Annotated in this window: 19 protein-coding genes; 2 read left to right on the plus strand and 17 right to left on the minus strand. The window is 72.5% G+C overall.

What is annotated here, in order from left to right:
- Nucleotides 1-20 precede the first annotated feature (20 nt).
- The 13 genes from HHX41_RS01470 to HHX41_RS01530 all read right to left on the minus strand — a co-directional run bounded on the left by HHX41_RS01470 (nt 21) and on the right by HHX41_RS01530 (nt 11771).
- A complete protein-coding gene (locus HHX41_RS01470) occupies nt 21-1682 on the minus strand; it encodes a catalase (RefSeq protein WP_182904496.1) in 1662 nt (553 codons plus the stop codon).
- 96 nt (nt 1683-1778) lie between these two features.
- Nucleotides 1779-3026: a hypothetical protein gene (locus tag HHX41_RS01475; protein ID WP_182904497.1), complete on the minus strand. Its 1248-nt coding sequence runs from the start codon at nt 3024-3026 to the stop codon at nt 1779-1781.
- Nucleotides 3027-3103: 77 nt separating this feature from the next.
- Nucleotides 3104-3526: a VOC family protein gene (locus HHX41_RS01480; protein WP_182904498.1), complete on the minus strand. Its 423-nt coding sequence runs from the start codon at nt 3524-3526 to the stop codon at nt 3104-3106.
- The gene (locus HHX41_RS01485) at nt 3523-4440 is read right to left on the minus strand and encodes an AraC family transcriptional regulator (RefSeq protein WP_182904499.1); all 918 of its coding nucleotides are present in this window, start codon (nt 4438-4440) and stop codon (nt 3523-3525) included. The genes HHX41_RS01480 and HHX41_RS01485 overlap by 4 nt, the downstream gene beginning before the upstream one ends.
- Before the next feature lie 171 nt (nt 4441-4611).
- Nucleotides 4612-4899, minus strand: a complete 288-nt coding sequence (locus HHX41_RS01490; RefSeq protein WP_182904500.1) for an HPr family phosphocarrier protein — start codon at nt 4897-4899, stop codon at nt 4612-4614.
- A gap of 16 nt (nt 4900-4915) precedes the next feature.
- Nucleotides 4916-5956 carry a zinc-dependent dehydrogenase gene (locus HHX41_RS01495; RefSeq protein ID WP_169979015.1) on the minus strand — a complete coding sequence of 347 codons (1041 nt, stop codon included), beginning with the start codon at nt 5954-5956 and terminating at the stop codon, nt 4916-4918.
- The gene (locus HHX41_RS01500) at nt 5953-6420 is read right to left on the minus strand and encodes a PTS sugar transporter subunit IIA (RefSeq protein WP_182904501.1); all 468 of its coding nucleotides are present in this window, start codon (nt 6418-6420) and stop codon (nt 5953-5955) included. The genes HHX41_RS01495 and HHX41_RS01500 overlap by 4 nt, the downstream gene beginning before the upstream one ends.
- On the minus strand, nt 6413-6721 hold the full coding sequence (locus HHX41_RS01505) for a PTS lactose transporter subunit IIB (protein WP_169979011.1): 309 nt from the start codon (nt 6719-6721) through the stop codon (nt 6413-6415). Before HHX41_RS01505 ends, HHX41_RS01500 begins: the two co-directional genes overlap by 8 nt.
- A gap of 4 nt (nt 6722-6725) precedes the next feature.
- Nucleotides 6726-7901: a PTS mannitol transporter subunit IICB gene (gene mtlA, locus HHX41_RS01510; protein ID WP_182904502.1), complete on the minus strand. Its 1176-nt coding sequence runs from the start codon at nt 7899-7901 to the stop codon at nt 6726-6728.
- 264 nt (nt 7902-8165) lie between these two features.
- A complete protein-coding gene (locus tag HHX41_RS01515) occupies nt 8166-9131 on the minus strand; it encodes a 1-phosphofructokinase family hexose kinase (RefSeq protein WP_169979007.1) in 966 nt (321 codons plus the stop codon).
- On the minus strand, nt 9128-9889 hold the full coding sequence (locus tag HHX41_RS01520) for a DeoR/GlpR family DNA-binding transcription regulator (protein ID WP_169979005.1): 762 nt from the start codon (nt 9887-9889) through the stop codon (nt 9128-9130). Before HHX41_RS01520 ends, HHX41_RS01515 begins: the two co-directional genes overlap by 4 nt.
- A gap of 122 nt (nt 9890-10011) precedes the next feature.
- Complete coding sequence (locus HHX41_RS01525; RefSeq protein ID WP_182904503.1) at nt 10012-10959, minus strand: sigma-70 family RNA polymerase sigma factor; 948 nt, start codon at nt 10957-10959, stop codon at nt 10012-10014.
- Between the two features lie 92 nt (nt 10960-11051).
- Nucleotides 11052-11771 carry an FMN-dependent NADH-azoreductase gene (locus tag HHX41_RS01530; protein WP_182904504.1) on the minus strand — a complete coding sequence of 240 codons (720 nt, stop codon included), beginning with the start codon at nt 11769-11771 and terminating at the stop codon, nt 11052-11054.
- Between the two features lie 180 nt (nt 11772-11951).
- Here HHX41_RS01530 and HHX41_RS01535 point away from each other — a divergent pair, with 180 nt between their 5' ends.
- Nucleotides 11952-13058, plus strand: a complete 1107-nt coding sequence (locus HHX41_RS01535; RefSeq protein WP_182904505.1) for a transcriptional regulator — start codon at nt 11952-11954, stop codon at nt 13056-13058.
- A 65-nt stretch (nt 13059-13123) separates the two neighbouring features.
- Here the strand turns inward: HHX41_RS01535 and HHX41_RS01540 are convergent, their stop codons facing one another.
- A complete protein-coding gene (locus tag HHX41_RS01540) occupies nt 13124-15079 on the minus strand; it encodes a Xaa-Pro dipeptidyl-peptidase (RefSeq protein WP_182904506.1) in 1956 nt (651 codons plus the stop codon).
- Between the two features lie 164 nt (nt 15080-15243).
- Entirely contained in the window at nt 15244-16491 is a 1248-nt protein-coding gene (locus HHX41_RS39570; protein WP_220503624.1) for a zinc-dependent metalloprotease, read from the minus strand.
- 204 nt (nt 16492-16695) lie between these two features.
- Between HHX41_RS39570 and HHX41_RS01550 the strand changes: the two genes are divergently transcribed.
- Nucleotides 16696-17979, plus strand: a complete 1284-nt coding sequence (locus HHX41_RS01550) for an MFS transporter (RefSeq protein WP_220503625.1) — start codon at nt 16696-16698, stop codon at nt 17977-17979.
- A 108-nt stretch (nt 17980-18087) separates the two neighbouring features.
- On the opposite strand, the gene HHX41_RS01555 is transcribed toward HHX41_RS01550, so the two are convergent.
- Both HHX41_RS01555 and HHX41_RS01560 read right to left on the minus strand, forming a co-directional pair.
- Complete coding sequence (locus tag HHX41_RS01555) at nt 18088-18684, minus strand: TIGR03086 family metal-binding protein (RefSeq protein ID WP_182904507.1); 597 nt, start codon at nt 18682-18684, stop codon at nt 18088-18090.
- Nucleotides 18685-18793: 109 nt separating this feature from the next.
- Nucleotides 18794-19111, minus strand: coding sequence for an ArsR family transcriptional regulator (locus HHX41_RS01560; RefSeq protein ID WP_220503626.1), 318 nt, complete (start codon nt 19109-19111; stop codon nt 18794-18796).
- Nucleotides 19112-19202: the final 91 nt, after the last annotated feature.

Genomic DNA, 19202 nt, shown 5'->3' on the forward strand with positions numbered 1-19202 from the left:
CTGGTCCGATCATGCCGGGCTCACATCGCGGGTACCGTGGCCCGCTCGTCCGGGACGCAGTGCGTCATCGTGAGGCCCGATACGTCGCGCGGGCCGTTCTTGCCGAGGTTGGCCAGGCGCTGCGTGTCCTCCTCCGTCAGGTCCTGGCTCGCCAGCGGCTCCAGGTGCTTGACGTCGTCGGGTGTGATGCCTAGCCCCTCGCCGACGCGCAGGCCGAGGTCGTCCTCGACCAGCAGCAGGTGCCAGACCATGCGCTCCTGGATGGGCCGGTCGCACTGCGACAGCATGGTGGTCATGTTCTCCACCAGGTCGTCACGCTCCCACTGCTCCATGAGCAGGTAGCGCTGGCCCGCCTGCTTGTAGTCGTTGGTCCGCGGGATGCGCTTGCGGGTGAGCCTGCCGACGATCTCCGGGCCCTGCTCGTCGTGCGTCGGGAACTGTCCCTCCCGCAGCCCGCCGTTGATAGACGGCTCGTAGTTGATGTGCGGGTTCTCGCCTCCCTGGTCCTGGTGGTAGGTCATGAGGCCGTCGCGCTGGTTGGTGCGCACCTCGGCGTTCTTGGCCTGGTTCACGGGCAGCTGCAGGTAGTTCGGCCCGACGCGGTAGCGCTGGGTGTCGCTGTAGGAGAACGTCCTGCCCACCAGCATCTTGTCGTCGGAGAAGTCCAGCCCGTCGACGAGGACGCCGGTGCCGAAGGAGATCTGCTCGTTTTCCGCGAAGTTGTTGCTGACGGTCCGGTCGAGGACCATCCGCCCGACCGGCTTGGCCGGGAAGAGCTCCTCGGGCCAGACCTTGGTGTCGTCCAGCGGGTCGAAGTCCAGCTCGGGGTGTTCGTCGTCGCTCATCATCTGGACGAGCAGCTCCCATTCCGGATAGTCGCCCCGCTCGATCGCGTCACGGAGGTCCTTGGTCGCGTGCCCGAGCTCGTGGGCCTGGATGCGGGCGGCGTCCTCGGCCGTCATGCTCCTGACCCCCTGCTTGGGCATCCAGTGGTACTTCACGAGCACGGTGTCGCCCTGCGCGTTGACCCACTTGTAGGTGTTGACCCCGAAGCCCTGCATGTGCCGGTAGCCCGCCGGGATGCCGCGCGGGCTGAACAGGTTGACGAGCATGTGCATGCTCTCGGGCGACTGCGACATGAAGTCGAAGATCCGGTTCGGCTCCTGCCGGAACGTCACCGGGTCCGGCTTGAGCGCGTGGATCACGTCAGGGAACTTGATGGCGTCGCGGATGAAGAACACCGCGAGGTTGTTGCCGACGAGGTCCCAGTTGCCGTCCTCGGTGTAGAACTTCACGGCGAAGCCGCGCGGGTCGCGGGCGCACTCGGACGAGTCGCGCCCCCCGATCACGGTAGAGAACCGGATGGCGAGATCGGTGCGCTTGCCGGCCTCCTGGAAGAGCTTCGCCCTGGTGAACCGGGCGATCGGCTCGTCACCCCATTTGCCGTACGCCTCGAAGAAGCCGTAGGCGACCGTGCCGCGAGCGTGGACCACCCGCTCGGGAATGCGCTCCCGGTCGAAGTGACTGATCTTCTCCAGGAACTGGTAGTTCTCGAGAGTGGCCGGGCCGCGCGCGCCGACCGTCCGCTGGTTCTGGTTGTCGTAGACCGGGTGCCCTTGACGGTTGGTCAGCACCGGACGCTCGTCCCCGGGCTCCGGCCCCCTGCTCGACACGTCCGTCATGGGACGGCTCCTCTCGCTGTTTGATCGCGTTTGAACTGTTAGTCCACTTCAAGACACCCCTATCCGGTTTTGGGCGGGGTATTCGTCCCGGCGCCCTCAGGTGAGGAGATCCTGGAACGCCCGGAGCACGCGGGGGAGGGACCACAGGGCGCCGTGCACGTGGCCGACGGCCCCGGCGTCGACCAGGCGCACGTTCGCCCCGCTCGCCGCCAGGTCGTCGCGGCACACCCGGGCGTTGGCGATCGCCACGTCGCGGTCGCCACGGGCCGCGTACAGCGTGACCGGGACCCGGGGCCGCCAGCCGGTGCAGGTGGTGTCGTTGACGCGCAGCGCTTCGAGGAACGCGCCCGAGGGCTGCCTGACCTGGGCCATGAACTCCTCGGTCAGCAACTCGGCCGGGCTCGCCGGGAGCGCGGCGGCGATCTGCTCCTCGGTGTGCCGCCCGTCGAAGAGCCCCTCCACCGTCCGGTCGTACGGTGCGCGGAACGCCTGGCCGGGCGTGTCGTACAGATGGTGGAGCCGGTTCATCGACGTGATCCAGTACGCGAGGTAGAACGTCGCGGAGCGCGGCTCGACGTCCCCGGACAGGACGGCGGGCAGCTCGGCCCGCTCGACGGCGTACGGCCCGCTGATCGGGGCGAGCGCGGCGAGCCGGAGTCCGGGCACGACGCCCCGCTGGAGCGCGCGGCCCAGCGCCATGGCGGCGTGCCCGCCCTGGGAGAAGCCGGTGACCATCACCCGGCCGTCGAGGCCGCGGCCGTGCCGGGCGGCGAGATCGCGGGCGGCGCGCAGCAGGTCGGCGGAGGCGGTCACCTCCGACGCCGCGTCCATGTACGGATGCCGGCCCGGCCCGAGCCCGAGACCGAGGTAGTCGGGCGCCACCCCCGCGAAGCCCGCGGCGGCGAACATGACCGGCACCAGCCGGCCGTCGCTGCCCGGAGCGACGGAGGGCGCGTAGCGCTTGGTGGGAAGCGTCCCGTGCTCGTAGACCGCGAACGACAGGCGCCCGTCCCCGGAGCGGGGCAGGGTCACGACGCCGCTGGCGGTCGTGGGCTGTCCGCCGGTGCCGGTGGTCCGGTAGACGACCCGGTAGACGTCGACGCCGAGCGGGTGCTCCGGCACGGGGAAGCCGGCGGCGCGCAGGGTGGCGGAGACCCGGGCGGGCGACAGCCGGTCGATCCGGGTCGCCGACACGATCGAGCCGTGCGGGGCCCCGGCGGTGACGGCGGCGGCCGTGGGGGCGGAGGGCTGGGTGATCGCGGCGGAGGCGGTCGCGGGAACGGAGAGCACCAGCGCGGCACAGGCCGCGGCGGCCAGAAGACGCTTGGGGAGGGAGTTCGTCATGGCCGTAAACGTAGGTTCCGGCGGTGGTCGCGGCCCATCCCGCACACCGCCGGAACCACGGTGGGGAATTCCCTACCTCACCCTGTGGGGGCCGCCTTCCGCGGCTCGCCGCGGTAGGTGCCGAACGACCAGAGATTGCCCTCCGGATCGCGGACGACGAACTCGCGGGAGCCGTAGTCGGTGTCGTACGGCTCCTGGACGACCCGCGCCCCCGCGGCGGTCGCCCGGGCGAACAGCGCGTCCGGGTCGTCGGTCACCGCATAGGCGCCGAAGGAACCGGGGGTGAGGCTCCACTTGTCGTCCGGTGTGTCGCGGACGCTGCCCAGCATGATCCCGCCGCCTGCCGGCCAGGAGAGCTGGGCATGGTCGACGCGGTCGCCCTCGCCGTACACGGCGGTCTCCTCGAAGCCGAACGCGTCGACGAGGAAGGCGATCAGGGTGCGTGCGTCCCCGGCCCGCAGCGTGGGCCATACCTGAGGTGCTGGTGTGGTGTCGTTCATGCCATCGAGTCTGGCGAGCCGTCCTCAGCCCCGGCTTGGACGTTTCGGAACAGCTCGCCTCCGTGGCCGCCCTCCTCGGCCAGCCACTGGCTTGGTGGGCACCCGGCGAGGGCGCCGAACTCGCGGGCGAGATGCGCCTGGTCGTAGAACCCGCACTCGGCCGCCGCGTCGGCCAGCGTGAGCCGCCGCCCTGACACCGCCGCGTGCTGCAGCAGGCGGCGGGCCCGGTCGAACCGCACGACCCGCGCCGCCTCCTTGGGGGACAGGCCGATCTCCTCCCGGAAACGGCCGTTGAGGTGCCTCGTGCTCCAGCCCACCTCGCGGGCGAGGCCGGACACGGTGACCCGCCCGCCGGCGGTCAGCGTCCGCCGCCACGCCCGCGCCACCTCGGCCGGCTGCGCCCGCGTGGGGCGAGCGCGCCGGGACAGGACCGCGTCGAGGACCGCGAAGCGCTCGTCCCAGCCGGGCGCCTCCAGGAGGCGTTCGCGGAGCTCGGCCGCCAGTTGGCCGAGCACCTCGGCGCCGTCCAGGTCGAGCCCGGACAGCTCCCCGGCGGGCAGCCCGAGCAGGGCCCGCGCGCCGAGCGGCGTCAGCGCGAGCTGCACGCCCGACTGCCGGCCGTCGTGCGTGATCAGCGCGGGGGTGGTGTGCAGCCCGCCGACCAGCGTGTCGTACGACCCGGGCGGGGTGCGCGGGTCGGGGTGCGCCGCGACGACGAGCGGATCGTCGAGCGTGACGATCATCGTCAGGTACGGCGAGGGCAGGCCGCGATGCGTGGCCGGAGCGACTCCGGCCTCGCGGTAGGCGCTGTACCACGCGACCAGCTGACGCAGCGTCGGAGCGGGCCGCCGATGGAAGAACGTGTTCTCCTCGTGCTCGCCGGTTTCCGCCGCCCGCCGATCCCGAGCCGCCATCGCCTGCTCCTCCCTCCCGCGTCCCAGTCTCCATCACGCGGAGCGCGGCCGTCATCGTGATGGTCGACGACGGCCGCGGGAGCGCGGCGAGGCCGGGCTGAGCGTGCAGGTGCGGCGGGCGCGGGCCGGGGGACGCGCCCGCAGGGCGGTCCGGATGCCCTCAGCCGCCGGTCAGGCGGCTCCCTCGGCTCCTTCCGCGTCGAGGTCGCGGGACAGCAGGTCCGCGAGGGTGGTCAGGGCCTCCTCCGCCCCCGGCCCGTCGGCCTCCAGGGTGACCTCGGCGCCGTGCCCGGCCCCGAGGGTCAGCACGCCCAGCATGCTGTTGGCGGGGACGGCCTTGCCGTCGCCCACGCGGATGCGCACGGGCACGGCCTGCCGCGCCGCCGCCTCGACGAAGATCTTGGCGGGGCGGGCGTGCAGGCCGGAGCGCGAGGCGACCGCCACTGTCCTTTCCGGCATCGCTACCTCTCAGACGTCAGGGCTCGATGGTGACCTTGATGGCGGCGCCGCGGGCGACGACGTCGACGGCGTCCATGACCTCGTCCAGGCCGAGGCGGTGGGTGATCAGGTCGGCGACCGGCACCGCTCCCTCGGCGATGAGCCGCAGGGCGCGGGCGTTGTGGGCCGGGCTCGACCCGTTGGCGCCGACGATGGTCAGCTCCCGGTAGTGCACGAGGTTGGAGTCGCAGGCGATGATCGGGTCGTCCTTCGGCAACCCGCCGAAGAAGCTGATCCGGCCCTGCCGCGCGGCCATCTGCAACGCCTGCTGCTGCGCCGCCCCGGAGGCCGCCGCCGTGATCACCACGTCGGCGCCCCGGCCTCCGGTCAGCTTGAGCACCTCGTCCACGAGGTCGGTCTCGCCCGAGCAGATCGCCGCGTCCGGCCGTACGAGGTCGGCGGCCATGGTGAGGCGCTCGGCGTTCAGGTCGGCGAGGAACACCCGGGCCGCGCCGCGCGAACGGGCCAGCCGCACGTGCAGGCAGCCGATCGGGCCCGAGCCGACGACGACCACGTCGTCGCCCTCGCCCACACGGGCCAGCTCCTGCCCGTTGAGCACGCAGGCGAGCGGCTCGGCGAGGGACGCCTCGGCGAACCCGACCCCGTCGGGAATCCGGTTGAGGCCGTCCACGGCGAGCACCTTCGCCGGCACGACCATGTACTGCGCGAAGCCGCCGTCGTAGTGGTAGCCCATCGACTCCTGATTGGGGCAGACCGTGAGGTGGCCCCGCCGGCACTCCTCGCACTCGCCGCAGGGGATCGCGGCGATCACCTGCACCCGGTCGCCCGGGCTCCAGCCGGTGACGCCCTCGCCGGCCTCCACGACCTCCCCGGCGATCTCGTGGCCCATCACCCGGGGCGGCCTGATGTGGTGGTGCCCGAACCGGTAGATCTTCACGTCCGTGCCGCACGTCGAGCAGTTGCGTACGCGGATCTTGACCTCGCCGGGGCGGGCGACGGGCTCGGGCACCTCCTCCAGGCGGATGTCCCCGGGAGCGTGGAAACGGGCGACTTTCACTCGGAGTCTTCCTCTCCGTCCGGCTGCAGCAGGTGGATGACCTCGTCGACCTCGGCGGCGGCCCGCAGGGCCGCGGCGCGGTCCGGGTCGAGCAGGATCTGGGCGAGCCGCGACAGCAACCGCATGTGGCCGTCGCCGCGCGCCGCGATGCCGACGCACACCGTCACCCGCTCACCGTGCCAGTCGACGCCCTCGGGGAAGCGCAGCACGCAGATGGCGTCGTGACGGACCGCCTCCTTCGACGTCAGCGTGCCGTGCGGGATGGCCACGCCCTCTCCGACGTACGTGGAGATCGACCGTTCGCGTTCGAGCATGGCCTCGGCGTAGGTCCCGTCCACCGCGCCGACCTCCTGGAGGACCGCGCCGCACTGCCGGACGGCGTCCTCGAGGTCCGCGGCGGTCGCGGCCGTCCGTACGGCGCGGGGGTCGAGGGGGAGCGGGGCCGTGCCGGCCCGGTCAGCCATCGATCGTGCCCCCGTTCTTGATGGCGGCGACGACCCGGGTCACGGCCGGGTCGCCGATGAAGACCTGGAACGGCACGAGCACGACGCCGGGGGCGCTCGCCCTGGCGCGGTCGGCCAGCCCGGTGTGGCAGACGATCACGTCGGCGTCCGCGGGGATCGAGTTGACCGGGGTGTGCTCCACGCTGACCGCAGTGCCCTTGAGTTGCTTGCGCAGCGTGCTCGCCAGCATGACGCTGCTGCCCATGCCCGCGTCGCAGGCCACGATGAGCTTGCGGACGTCCTTGCCCTCGATGCTGGACACGGTTCTACGCCTCCTTGGTGGCGGGCACGCTCTCGGCCGCCGTCTCGTTGTCGCGCTTGTCGTCATGGGTGTCGTTCGTGCCGGTGGTGTCGCCCGGGACGCCGTCCTGTGCCGGTTCCTCCGGCTGGTCGCCGTTGGCGCGGCCGAAGCCCAGCAGCGCCGCGGCGACGGCGAAGGACACGGCCGTGGCGATCACGATCCCGGCGATCACCCCGAACCAGCCGCCCTTCGGGGTCACCGCCATGTAGGCGAAGATGCTGCCCGGCGACGGCGTCGCGACCAGGCCCGCCCCGGTGACCAGGAAGGTGAGCACGCCCGATGCGCCGCCGGCGATCACCGCGAGGATCAGGCGCGGCTTCATCAGCACGTACGGGAAGTAGATCTCGTGGATGCCGCCGAAGAAGTGGATGATCATAGCGGCGGGGGTGCTGGGGCGCAGGGACCTCGGGCCGAACAGCAGGTAGGCGATCAGCAGGCCGAGGCCCGGGCCGGGGTTGGACTCCAGCATGAACAGGATCGACTTGCCGTGCTTGACCGACTCGGCGACGCCCAGCGGCCCGAGCACCCCGTGGTTGATCGCGTTGTTGAGGAACAGCACCTTGGCGGGCTCGATGATGACCGACGCGATCGGCAGGAGCGAGTGGGAGACGAGCCAGGCGACGCCGTCGCCCGCGACCTCCGTGACCTTCTCCACGACCGGGCCGATGGCGAGGACGCCGGCGATCGCCGTCGCCGCGCCGACGATGCCGGCGGTGAAGTTGTCGACCAGCATCTCGAAGCCGGCCCTGGTCCGCTCGGCGGTGAACCGGTCGACGTACTTGAGGATCAGCGCGGCCAGCGGACCGATGATCATCGCGCCGAGGAACATCGGGACGTCGGCTCCGACGACCACGCCCATCGTGGCGACGGCGCCGACCACCGCGCCGCGCTGGGCGTGGACCATCCGGCCGCCGGTGTAGCCGATGAGCACCGGGAGCAGGACATTGATGATCGGGCCGACCAGTTCGGCGAGTGTCTTGTTCGGCACCCACCCGGTCGGGATGAACAGGGCCGTGATGAGGCCCCAGGCGATGAAGGCGCCGATGTTGGGCATGATCATCCCGGCGAGATGGCCGCCGAAGCGCTGGATCGTGGCCCGCACACCGGTGCCGTGCACGGTGGGGGTGTAGGGCGTGGCCATTGGGGTGCTCCTTCCGGGGCGACCGGCCTGGCTGGCCGGCTGGGGGGTTCTCGGGTCGCTGCCATCCCCCGGGCATGAGCAAGCGAAGCGAGTGAATCAGGGGGTGCGAAGCGGGCGAAGCGAGTGAGGCAGGGGGTGTGAAGCGGTTGAAGCGAGTGAGGCAGGGGGTGTGAAGCGGGTGAAGCGAGTGGATCGGGGGTGTGAAGCGGGCGAAGCGGCTGAGTCGGCAGGGGCGGGGGGCTCGACGAGGGTGGTGGGTCGTGCTCACGCCCCCCCGGGCGCCGGGCGAGGGGGTGGGGTGAGCGGCCGGGCCGGGTCGGGGGGACCGATCCGGACGTGTGTGCGGTCGATGTCGGCGGGGCAGGGCATCCGGCTGCCGGGCAGCCGTACGGCCGCGCCGGCCCAGGCCAGGCCCTCGGCGAGGGCGGTCCCGCCACGGGCTCCGGCGGCGAGGAAGCCCGCCAGCAGGGCGTCGCCCGCACCCACGCTGCTGCGCGGCTCCTCGACCGCGCATTCGCCGTACCAGACCTGTCCGTCGTCTTCGGCCAGCAGCGCGCCGTCGGCGCCGAGGCTGGTCAGGACCGACCGCGCGCCCATGGCGCGCAGCTTGCCGACCGCGTCGAGCGCGTCGCCGACACAGGCGATCGAGGTGCCGGTGGCCTCGGCGAGTTCGTCGCGGTTGGGTTTGATCAGGGCGGGGCCGGCGTTCACGGCGGACACGAGGGCGGGGCCGCTCGTGTCGACGGCGAGGTTGATGCCGGCGTCGGCGAAGCGGCGGCACAACCCGGCGTAGACGTCCACCGGGACGCCGGGCGGAAGGCTGCCCGAGGCGACCACCCAGTCGGCCGACCGGGCGGCGTCGAGCACGGCGCCCGCCAGTGTGTCCAGCTCGGCGGGGGTCAGCGCGGTGCCCGGCTCGTTCACCTTGGTGACCGTTCCGTCCGGCTCGGCGATCGCGACGTTCGACCTGGTCGGACCGTTGACCGGCACGGGGATCATGTCGATGCCCTCCGCCGAGAGCAGGTCGAGGAGCCGGCGTCCCTCGCTGCCGCCGTACGGGATGACGGCGCACGACCTGACGTCGTTGGCCAGCAGGGCGCGTGAGACGTTGACGCCCTTGCCGCCGGGGTCGAGGTGCGTGGCGGCCGCCCGGATGACGGCGCCGCGGGTGAGCGCGCCGACCTCGATGGTGCGGTCGAGGCTGGGATTGAGGGTCAGCGTGAGGATCATGCGCGGACCACCTCCGGTCCCGCGGCGGCCAGCACGGCCGCCTGGTCGGCGTCGAGCCCGGTGTCGGTGATCACGACGTCGATCTCGCCGAGCGTCGCGAAGCGCGCCAGATAGGTGCCGGAGAACTTCGTGTGGTCGGCCAGCAGGACGGCGCGGTCGGCGCAGGCGATCATCGCCCGCTTGATCGCCGCCTCGGCCGGGTCGGGGGTCGTCAGGCCCTTGGCCACCGAGCAGCCGTTGGTGGCCATGAAGGCGACGTCCACGTTGAGCTGCGACAGCTGCTGGATGGCCCAGTCCTCCACGGTCGCCAGCGTCCGGCCGCGCACCCGGCCGCCCAGCATGAGCACGGTCAGGTTGGGGCGGGTCGCCAGCGTCGTGGCCAGCGGCGGCGAGTTCACGACGACGGTGAGCTCGCGGTCCGGCGGCAGTGCCTGCACGAGCCGGCTCGTCGTGGAGCCCGCGTCGATGACCACGGCGCCGTCCTGCGGGAGCTCGGCCAGGGCGGCTTTGGCGATGCGCTCCTTCTCGGCCGTCATCACCTCGTCCCTGGCGGCCAGGGCGGGTTCGAACCCCAGGCGCTCGACCGGGATGGCGCCGCCGTGCACGCGCCGCAGGACGCCCGCCCGCTCCAGGGCGGTGAGGTCGCGGCGGATGGTCTCCGTGGTGACGCCGAACCGCTCGGCGAGCCTCACCACGTCGACCCGTCCGGCGTCGCGGGCCATCCGCAGGATCTCCTGCTGCCGCTCCTCGGCGTACATCGTGTTGGTTCACCGCCGTTTCGATGTTGTTTCGTATGTGTTTATACCCGTCCCTGTTGCAGGGTCAAGAGCGGCGGACATCACGAAACGGAAGCCGGGGGATTCTTCCTGCCTATCCGGCCTCAGACGCCCGGGAAGGGAAGGCGCCGCGGCCCGGACGCCGTGCTCACCGCCGCCGACGGGACGTCGGGGAGGCCGAGCCGGACCCCTGCCAGGCGGGCGGGATCACCGATGACGTCGATGGACGTGACGCGGTCGCCGGTGACGGCGATTTCGAGGACGAACAGCAGGCGTCCGCGCGGGGCGACCACCGCTCCCACGGAGCCGTTGACGAGAGCGATCCGGGCGAAGCGGGCCATGCGGATGTTGGCGCGTGTCTCCTCCGCGACGGCCCGCGCGCCGCGCACCTGCGCCGGAGCCGCGGCCTGCCCGCGCAGCGCGAAGGGATCGGCCCGGCGTACGACGTCGGGAGCGAGCACCGCCAGCAGGCCGTCGAGGTCGCCGGTCCGGGAGGCGGCCAGGAAGGCGTCCACCACCGCACGCTGCCTGGCCAGGCCGGAGGAGGGGACGCCGGCTCCGCCGCGCACCCGGCTCCGCGCGCGGCTCGCCAGCTTCTTCGCGGCCGCGGGCGAGCGTCGCACGATCACGGCGATCTCGTCGAACGGCACGGCGAACAGGTCGTGCAGCACGAAGGCGGCGCGTTCGGCGGGCCCGAGCGTGTCGAGGACCACGAGCAGCGCGAGACCGACGGAGTCGGCGAGCACCGCCTCCTCCGCCGGGTCTGAGGTCTCCCCGTGAGGGGCCGGCATGTCGAGTTCGGTCAGGTCGGTCACGTCCTCACGCCGCCGGCCGCGTGAGCGCAGCATGTCGAGACAGACCCGTCCGGTGATCGTCGTCAGCCAGGCGGCCGGGTTCTCGACGGAACCGGAGTCGGCGCGGCAGGCGCGCAACCAGGTCTCCTGCACCGCGTCGTCCGCCTCGTCCGCGCTGCCCAGCATGCGGAACGCGACCCCTCGCAGATGCCCGCGGGATCGGGCGAAGTGCTCGGCCAATCGAGCCTGGTCGTTCATCGGTCACCTCTCACCGGCGCGGTTCGTCCCGTGACGGGAGAGGAACAACGCACGTTCGGGAAGGAGACGCCGGCGGCCCCCGGTGATTATCGTCACCGGGGTGTCCGGCCCGCCGGCTCGCCGGCCAGATCGGACACGGCGGTCCGCGCCGCGGCCAGGGAGTCCGCCGCCAAGGGCGTGAAGCGGGCCAGGGCGGGCACGTCCGCGGCCCGGGTCATCTCGGCGTGGACGAAGTGCAGGTTCCCCGGAGCCACGCCGAGATCGGTGAAGTACGCCCGGAGGTAGGGCGTCTGGAAGTCGAAGTCCTCGCGGGGCGTGCCCGGCGCGTAGCAGCCGCCGCGGGCGGTGACCACCACCACCTTCGTCCGCCGGAGCAGGCGGTCTCCGGTGCCGTCGTCGAGGAACGCCCCGGGGAAGGTCACGCGGTCGATCCACGCCTTGAGGGACGCGGGCACGGAGAAGTTGTACATCGGGACACCCATCAGCACCGTTCCCGCGGCGCGCAGCTCCGTGATCAGTGGCAGGGTCAGCGCCCACTCGTGCTCCTCGGCGGGCCCCTCGGCCAACTCCGCCACCTTCGGCAGCGGGACCGTGCCGTGCCTCTCCACCCGTATGCCGAGGGAGACGAAGGCCGGGGACACCAGCGGGACCGGTTGGGCGGCGAGATCGCGGTAGCGGTACCCGGCGGGCCCGTGGAGACCCCGCCAGATGTCGGCGTAGCGCGCTGTCAACCGCCTGGTGACCGAGTCGTCGCGGCCGCTGGCGCTGGCGTCCAGGTGCAGCAGCGACGTCCCCTGTCGATGCGAGTGCATCGTGAGCTCCTCTCCGGATGCTTCCGTCACCGGATATGACGTCGCGCGGCCGCCGGAGGTGACCGAGCGGCCCTCCGCTCCGCGCGGGGCCGTCGTGCCGGCCTCCGAGAGTAGGGTGCTGAGCCCGTGACATCGCATTCGAGGGCGCGCGGGCGTCCGACGGGACCCGAATGGACCGAGGTGCGCGATCGCCTGAACGGGAACAGGCACGAGCTGGCGCGCGTCGCCGGCGAGCTCTACCCCGGGGTGGCGAGGGCCGGATCGACCCGCCTGCTCGTCCGGGACGACTGGATCCCGGTCACGCCCCTCGACCTGCGCGAGGTGCGGCTCGGCTGGGTGGAGGAGGCTCCCGCCCCGGCCGTCACGGGCCGCGAGCCGGAGGCGGCGGCCCTGCTGCCGGAAGGCGCCGGCGCCTACCCCGACGCGCTGGGGAGCCTCGCCCGGCCCCGGCTCTTCGAGGACCGCGTCTGCTACCGGCTGCTGGAGGTCGCCTGGCCGGAGCTGACCTTCACCCGGGCGCGCTACTTCGACGGCGTGAGCGTGGGCGAGGGGGCCGCCCATGAGCTCGCCGCTCACGAGTTCACGGGCCGAGAGCTCGCCGCTCACGAGTTCACGGGCCGAGAGCTCGCCGCGCGCGCGTTCGCCGGATGCGAGGGCGGGCGGCCGCTGCCGTTTCGCGCGCTCGTGGGCGACCCCACCGACCTGCGCAGGCGGCCCGCGCTCTGCGCGGTCTCGACCCTGACGCTGCGCCACGACCGCCGTACGGGGGAGACGTCGTTCGTCCTGCACTGGCGCGACCCGGCCCGGGTGGCGCACGGCGGCGGGCTCTTCCAGGTCATGCCGGTCGGCGTGTTCCAGCCCGCGCAGGAGTCCGCAACCGCGGAGAGGGCCGACCTCGACCTGTGGAAGTGCGTGGTCCGCGAGTACGCCGAGGAGTTCCTCGGGCGGAGGGAGGAGTACGGCGATGGCTTCGACTACGAGAGCTGGCCGCTCTACCGGTCGCTGACCGACGCCCGCGAGGACGGGCGGGTGCGCTCCCTGGTGCTGGGCGTGGGGGTCGACCCGCTGACCTTCGCGACCGACTTCCTCACGGTGACCGTGCTGGAGGCGGAGACGTTCGACGCCGTCTTCGGCGAGGTCGCCGCGTCCAACAGCGAGGGCCAGGTCGTCGGCCGCGTCCCGTTCGACGCGGAGACGGTGCGGCGGTACGTCCGCGACGAGCCGATGCAGGCGGCGGGCGCGGCCGTGCTGGAGCTCGCCTGGCGGCACCGCGAGGCTCTGCTGTAGTCACACGCAGGCCGTCCCCGCCGGCCGATCAGGCCGAGGGGGACGGCGTGTCGCGAGGAGGACGGTCAGCTCGCGGGGGTGAGCGCGCCGGCGCCGCCCACGATCGGCAGCGTCACCGTGCTCTTCGTCGTGTCGAGGTGCAGCCGCGCGCCGGGGGCGGGCCGGATGGTGTACTCGTAGTCGCTCGACAGCAGCACGATCCCGATCCGGTGCCCGGCGGTGAAGACGTAGTCGTGCGGCTGCAGGTCGAAGTCGAGGCGGTAGGGCGTGCCCGGCTTGACCGGCTCGGTCCGCGAGATCGACTTGCGGTTCTGCGGGTCCGTCCAGCCCCGGGTGATGATCTTCGCCTTGCCGTTCTGGTCGTAGTCGACGAGCAGCGCCGTGACGTTCGCGGCCGGCTGGCCGAAGGACATCCGCAGCGACACCCGGGGGGTGCCGCTGAGCCTGGCGGACGCGGTCAGCGACTCCGACACGTACGCCAGGCGGCTGGGCGAGGTGGCGGCGTCGGCGAGGGTCTGCGCCCGCTTGGTGGCGTCGTCGACGATCGTCTCGGTCACCGGATTGCCCACCCGGGTCCTGTCGAGGGTGAGCGCGCCGGCCGCGCCGCCGGCGCCGGGGGCCAGGTTGAGCTCGGTGTCCGCGGCGCCCGGGTCGGGCCACTCGGCGTACTGCACCAGCGTCCTGTCCTCGCGCTGGACCAGGGCGCGGGGGTCGCTCTCCACGCCGTTCTCGTAGCCCCACAGGTAGCGGGTGAACCAGCGGTTGAGCACATCGACGCTGGGGGAGCCGCCGTGCCCGCCCTGGTGCAGGTAGATCTTGTGCGGCACCCCGCGCACCCTGAGCGCCTCGTACCACTGCGCGGCGTGCTTGGTCTTGACGTTCCAGTCGTTGAGGCCGTGCGCGACCAGCACCGCCGCGTGGACGTTGCCGACGTCGTTCATGTAGTTGCGCTCGTCCCAGAAGGCGTTGTAGTCGCCGGTGACGCGGTCCTGCGCCTTCGCGAGCTCCTCGATGACGCTCCGGCAGACCTGCTTGTCCGCGCGCGTGTAGACGTACTCCGCGAGCACGTCGGTGTCCTCGCCCTGGTAGCCGCCGGGGGCCACGACGGCGCCGTTCGCGCGGTAGTAGTCGTACCAGCTGGAGATAGCCGAGATCGGCACGATGGCCTCCAGGCCCTCGACGCCGGTGCTCGCGACCGCGTTGGGCAGGGTGCCGTTGTACGAGGTGCCGATCATGCCGACCTTGCCGGTCGTCCACGTCGCCCTGACCTCCCGCCCGGAGGCGTCGTACGCCTTCGCGCGGCCGTTCAGCCAGTCGACGACCGACCTGGCGCCGATGGTCTCGTTGCGCCCGCCGGTGGTCGGGCAGCCGTCCGACTTGCCGCTGCCCAGCGACTCGGCGTGGACCACCGCGAAGCCGCGCGGCAGCCAGTTGGACTCGTGGCTGGTGCTGATGGCCGGCTGCGGGCCGGTCTGCGCGTCCGCGACGGCCGCGTCCGCGCCGCCGGCATCGCCGGCGGCCGCCGCGGCCAGGCGCTCGTCGGCCGCCGGGTCGAGCAGCCTGCCGCCGCGGTTCTGCCAGCCCTTGCCCGGGCGCAGCGCCTCGTGGAGCTCGTGGTCCACATCGTGGTTGGTGATGGGGTTGCCGCCGGCGTAGTAGGGGCTGACCTCGTAGACCACGGGCGACTTCAGGCCGGCCGTCTCGGTCTCCCGCAGACGGGTGACCTCGGCGTGCACCCGGTCGCCCCGTCCGTCGCCGTCGCTGTCGACCGGGGTCTCGACCCACACTTCCTCGCGGATCCAGTCATTGCGGTTCGACGAGAACACCGGCTGAGCCATGCCGTTCTGAAACACCGGTTCGGCGGGGACGGCCGCGCCCGCGGAGGCCGTGTTAACGGCGACCCCCGTGACGGTCGTGGCGACGGCGAGGCCCAGCGCCGCCGCGCCCCGGCGTGCGGCTCCCGTACGGCGTGACGTGGCGGGCGGGACGAGACCAGGCGTCACCCGGCGCGATGAGGACATCAGCGAACTCTCCAAACGATCGGGGGGAACTCGGGCCGGGGGGGAATCGGCCCGCAGGCGGCGATGCTAGGGGCAGGTCGTGTGGAATGTCTTCGGACGTCCGTTCTGTCTTGATCGCGACTCTTTTCGACAGATGTCGAAGTCCGGCCGGCCGGATGCGTGCGTCAGTAGCCGTAGCGGCTCTTCAGATGCCGCCAGACGTCGCGCAGCATCCACGCGTCGAACTCGGTGATCGAGGTGGCCGAGCCCGCCTTCATGAGGAAGCAGCACTGGCCGGACGGGGTCCAGTCGTAGAAGTCGTTGAGACCGAAACTGTGTCCGATCTCGTGCAGGAGGATGTGGATGTCGTCGCTGCCGAGGTTGCCGACCAGGTATTCGCTGCCGACGCGCTGCCCCCAGTCGCCTCCCATGCCGCCCTGCATGCCCTCGGTGAGCCACAGCGACATGTCGTAGTGGCGGGAGGCGCCGCCGGGGCAGTCGGGGTAGCCGCCCGACTGGTTGAACAGGCGGGCGCACGGCTCGGCGCACTGCGGCGCGTCCTCGCGCATGTCGCCGACGTACACGTCCACCGAGTCGTCGCTCCACTGCAGGAGGGCGCGGTCGCGTACGGCCCAGCCGACCACCTTCACGGGCACCTCGGCGTACGGCCAGCCGTTGTGGCCGGCCATTATGTCCATCCACTTCTTGAACGAACGGGCCAGCGCTGCGTGGATCCCGTCGCGCAGCTCCGCCGACACCGGGGCGGTGGAGTCCCAGCGGACGCAGTAATTGACGCTGCCTCCGTTGGCCATGATCTGGTCCCAGCCGTAGTTGCGGAAGTCGTACGGGCCGGTGCCCGTGGACTCGACGTGCCGCCAGACCTCGTCGAGCGGCGCGACCAGGGCGGCGGGCGGGCTCCAGCCGCTCTGCCGGCCGGCGGTGTCGGCGAGCGCCCTGATCTCCAGCAGTCCGACCGAGGCCTGGCCGCTGCGCAGAACGACGCGCAGGCGGGTGGTGGTGACGGCGGGGAACGTGACGGTGTTGTAGGTGTCGGCCATCGTGGGATAGGTGGCGGGGATGTCCACGTAGGCGCCGCCGTCCCAGCGCTGGAGCTGCCACGAGGCCGGCAGCCGTACGCCGCCTCCGTCGTCGAAGAAGTAGACCTGCACCGAGGAGATCGTCTGGGCGGACGGCCAGGTCAGCAGGGCCCACTGTTCCCCGGCGTGGGGCCAGGTGCCCCAGCGGCGGTTCCGCGTGTCGCCGGACCGATCCGGGGCGATGCCGTCGTTGATCGCGGCCACACTTTCCCAGGGAGAGGTGTAGGAGGCGGAGGCGGTGGCCGAGGGGGCCACGTTCGCGACGGCGGCGTCGGCACCCGCGGGCACCAGCAGGAAGCCCGCGACCAGCGCGAAAACGGCGAACAGTCGCCTCATTCTGTCTCCTTCGCGGCGCGTGAGCGCTCACGCGCCGCAGTCCGGGGGGTGTCGTGCTGTGAAGCGAGTTTTTTCCGGTGACAAAAGGGGTGTCAAGCCCCCATTTAGGACGATGTGCCGAATGAGACGCCGACGTGGGACGAGCCGTGGCTTCTGGGGCGACCCGGCGCAGGTGGAATGACCGGATCATCCTAGGATGACCCGGTGGTTGTGAGGATGAAGTCGCAGGGCCGCACCCGGTCCACCACGTGGACCCACCGTCTGGCGCTCGCCGCCCTGGTGCTGGCCGCGCTCAACCTCCGGCCCGCCGTCACCAGTCTCGGACCCGTACTCGAAGAGGCCCGCGCGGCCCTCGGGATGAGCGCCACCCTCGCCGGACTGCTCACGTCCGTGCCGGCCGTGTGCTTCGCGCTGGTCGGCTCGGCCGCCCCCCGCCTGGCCCGCCGGCACGGACCGGACGGCGTCGTCCTCGCCGGGATGGCGGCGGTCACGGCCGGGCTCGCGCTGCGCCCGTTCGTCGCGAACACACCTTTCTTCCTCACGCTGAGCGGTCTCGCGCTGGCCGGGATCGCGGTCGCCAACGTGCTGCTGCCGGTCGTGGTGAAGCAGCGCTTCCCGGACAGGGTCGGCATGATGACCGGCCTGTATTCCATGGCGCTCAACCTCGGCGCCTCGACCGCCGCGGCCGTCACCGTCCCGCTCGCCGGCGCGTTCGGCGGTGACTGGCGTGCCGGTCTCGGCGTCTGGGCCGTCCTCGCCGCCGTCGCCGTGCCGCCCTGGCTCGCACTCACCCGTGACGGCCGGCGGCCGGTTGCGCAGGAGCGCGTGCAGCCGGCCACGCAGGAGCCCGTGCAGCAGCTCGGGCGGCCGGTCGCGCAGCCGGGGAGTGGGGACGCCGCCGCGAGGGGCGGGACGCACATACGGGTCGCGCGCAATCCCACGGCCTGGGCGCTCGCCGTGTATTTCGGCCTGCAGGCCACCTCCGCCTACGTCATCATGGGCTGGCTGCCCCAGATCTTCCGCGACTCAGGACTGTCCGCGGAGACCGCCGGCCTGCTGTTCGCCCTCACCTCGGTGCTCGGGGTGCCGCTGTCGTTCGTCCTGGCCGCCCTCGCCGGACGGCTGCGGAACCAGAGCGGCATCGCCGTCCTGCTCGGCGCGTTCGGACTCGTCGGGTACGCCGGACTGTGGGCGGCTCCCGCCGCCGCGCCCTGGTTGTGGGCGGTGCTGCTCGGCGTGGCCAACTGCTCCTTCCCGCTGGCTCTCACGATGATCGCGATGCGTGGCCGGGACGGCGCGACGGTGATCCGGTTGTCCGCCTTCGCGCAGAGCGCCGGCTACCTGCTGTCGATTCCCGGGCCCATCCTGGTCGGAGCGCTCTACCAGCACACCGGCGGCTGGCGGGCGCCGCTGGCCTTCGTGGTGTGCCTCATGCTGCCGCAGATCGTCGCCGGGTTCTTCGCGGGCCGCGACCGGCAGATCTCCTGACGCTCCGGTCGCCGGCCCCCTCCGGGGTGTTCCTCCCGGACCTCCCGTCGGGCGCCCGCTGCGTGCCCCGCGCGGCGGGCGCCCGGAACCGGATTCAGCGGACGCGTCTCACCGGGGCTTCCAGGCGGGGTCGCGGCCGGTGAGCCCGAGTAGCCGCTCCAGCGGCGAAGCGTCGGCGGGCACCGGCACCGGCGGTCCGAACAGGCCGGGGCTCCCCTGCGGGTGCTCGGCGACGACGGCGCCGACCCACTGGTGCACCCGGTGCACGGCCTCGTCGAGGGCGGGGTCGTCGGCGGGGTAGGCGGCGCCGGTGGCGACGGCGAGGTCCCAGCCGTGCACGATGATCTCGTCGAGTGCGGACGTCCCGGCGACCTCGGCCGGCAGCACGCCGCCGCCTATCTCGGCCGTGCCGGTCCACGCGGACGGGTCCCGCCACGCCTCGGCCAGCTCGGCGAGGCGGGCCGGGATGCGGTCGCGCCAGTCCTCGCCCAGCCTGGACGCGTCCGGCACCGGGGGCCGGCCGCCGCCTTCCAGCGGGATCTTCCGCGCGGCCGCGGCGAACGCGACGGAAAGGCCGTCGATGTGATCGAGCAGCTCGCCGACCGTGATGCCCTCGCACGGTGTCGGCCCGGTGAGCCGGTCGTCGGACACGTCACGGATGATCGCCGCGAGCCTGTCCGCCGCGGGCCTCAGGTCGGCCGTCACCGCGTCACCTCCACGGTGAGCCCGTCGAGCCGATCGCGGTGGACGGTATCCGGGGGTGCGGCCGGCGTCCGCTCGCGCCGTACGGCGGGGCAGGTCGCGGACTCAGCGATCATGACGCCTCCTCGATGGGTGGGGGTGGACGGTCGAGGACCTGCCGCGGCGCGCCCAGGCGGTCATCCCGGAACCGCTCGTGCGAGCGCAGCCATCCGCCGGCGCTCGCGAGAAGGCCCGGCCGCTGCCGGCACACGTGCCGGCGTCCCACGACCGTGCGTTGCACCGGTCCGGCGTTCTCAAGCACCTTCACGTGCTTGGACGCCGCCACCGGCGACATCCGCAGCGGTTCGGCGAGCTTCCCGACGGTCAGCACGCCGGTGGCGAGCCGGGGCAGCATGATGCGCCGCGCGTCGTGAGCCAGGGCGTGGAACACCTCGTCCTACGCCGGACGATCTTCGACCACATGGCTGACGTTAATGGCCGCCATCGCGGACGCACAACCAGACGATCGAACCTTCCGTGCC

Source organism: Microbispora sp. H13382 (genome assembly GCF_014161445.1).
Lineage (GTDB): Bacteria > Actinomycetota > Actinomycetes > Streptosporangiales > Streptosporangiaceae > Microbispora.

Excerpts from the sequence above, each read along its gene's own strand:
- HHX41_RS01480 (WP_182904498.1), bottom strand. The coding sequence starts at position 3,526 with ATGAACGACACCACACCAGCACCTCAGGTATGGCCCACGCTGCGGGCC.
- HHX41_RS01515 (WP_169979007.1), bottom strand. The coding sequence starts at position 9,131 with ATGATCCTCACGCTGACCCTCAATCCCAGCCTCGACCGCACCATCGAG.
- HHX41_RS01500 (WP_182904501.1), bottom strand. The coding sequence starts at position 6,420 with ATGGCTGACCGGGCCGGCACGGCCCCGCTCCCCCTCGACCCCCGCGCC.
- HHX41_RS01525 (WP_182904503.1), bottom strand. The coding sequence starts at position 10,959 with ATGAACGACCAGGCTCGATTGGCCGAGCACTTCGCCCGATCCCGCGGG.
- HHX41_RS39570 (WP_220503624.1), bottom strand. The coding sequence starts at position 16,491 with ATGAGGCGACTGTTCGCCGTTTTCGCGCTGGTCGCGGGCTTCCTGCTG.
- HHX41_RS01540 (WP_182904506.1), bottom strand. The coding sequence starts at position 15,079 with ATGTCCTCATCGCGCCGGGTGACGCCTGGTCTCGTCCCGCCCGCCACG.
- HHX41_RS01470 (WP_182904496.1), bottom strand. The coding sequence starts at position 1,682 with ATGACGGACGTGTCGAGCAGGGGGCCGGAGCCCGGGGACGAGCGTCCG.
- HHX41_RS01530 (WP_182904504.1), bottom strand. The coding sequence starts at position 11,771 with ATGCACTCGCATCGACAGGGGACGTCGCTGCTGCACCTGGACGCCAGC.
- HHX41_RS01475 (WP_182904497.1), bottom strand. The coding sequence starts at position 3,026 with ATGACGAACTCCCTCCCCAAGCGTCTTCTGGCCGCCGCGGCCTGTGCC.
- mtlA (WP_182904502.1), bottom strand. The coding sequence starts at position 7,901 with ATGGCCACGCCCTACACCCCCACCGTGCACGGCACCGGTGTGCGGGCC.
- HHX41_RS01490 (WP_182904500.1), bottom strand. The coding sequence starts at position 4,899 with ATGCCGGAAAGGACAGTGGCGGTCGCCTCGCGCTCCGGCCTGCACGCC.
- HHX41_RS01485 (WP_182904499.1), bottom strand. The coding sequence starts at position 4,440 with ATGGCGGCTCGGGATCGGCGGGCGGCGGAAACCGGCGAGCACGAGGAG.
- HHX41_RS01520 (WP_169979005.1), bottom strand. The coding sequence starts at position 9,889 with ATGTACGCCGAGGAGCGGCAGCAGGAGATCCTGCGGATGGCCCGCGAC.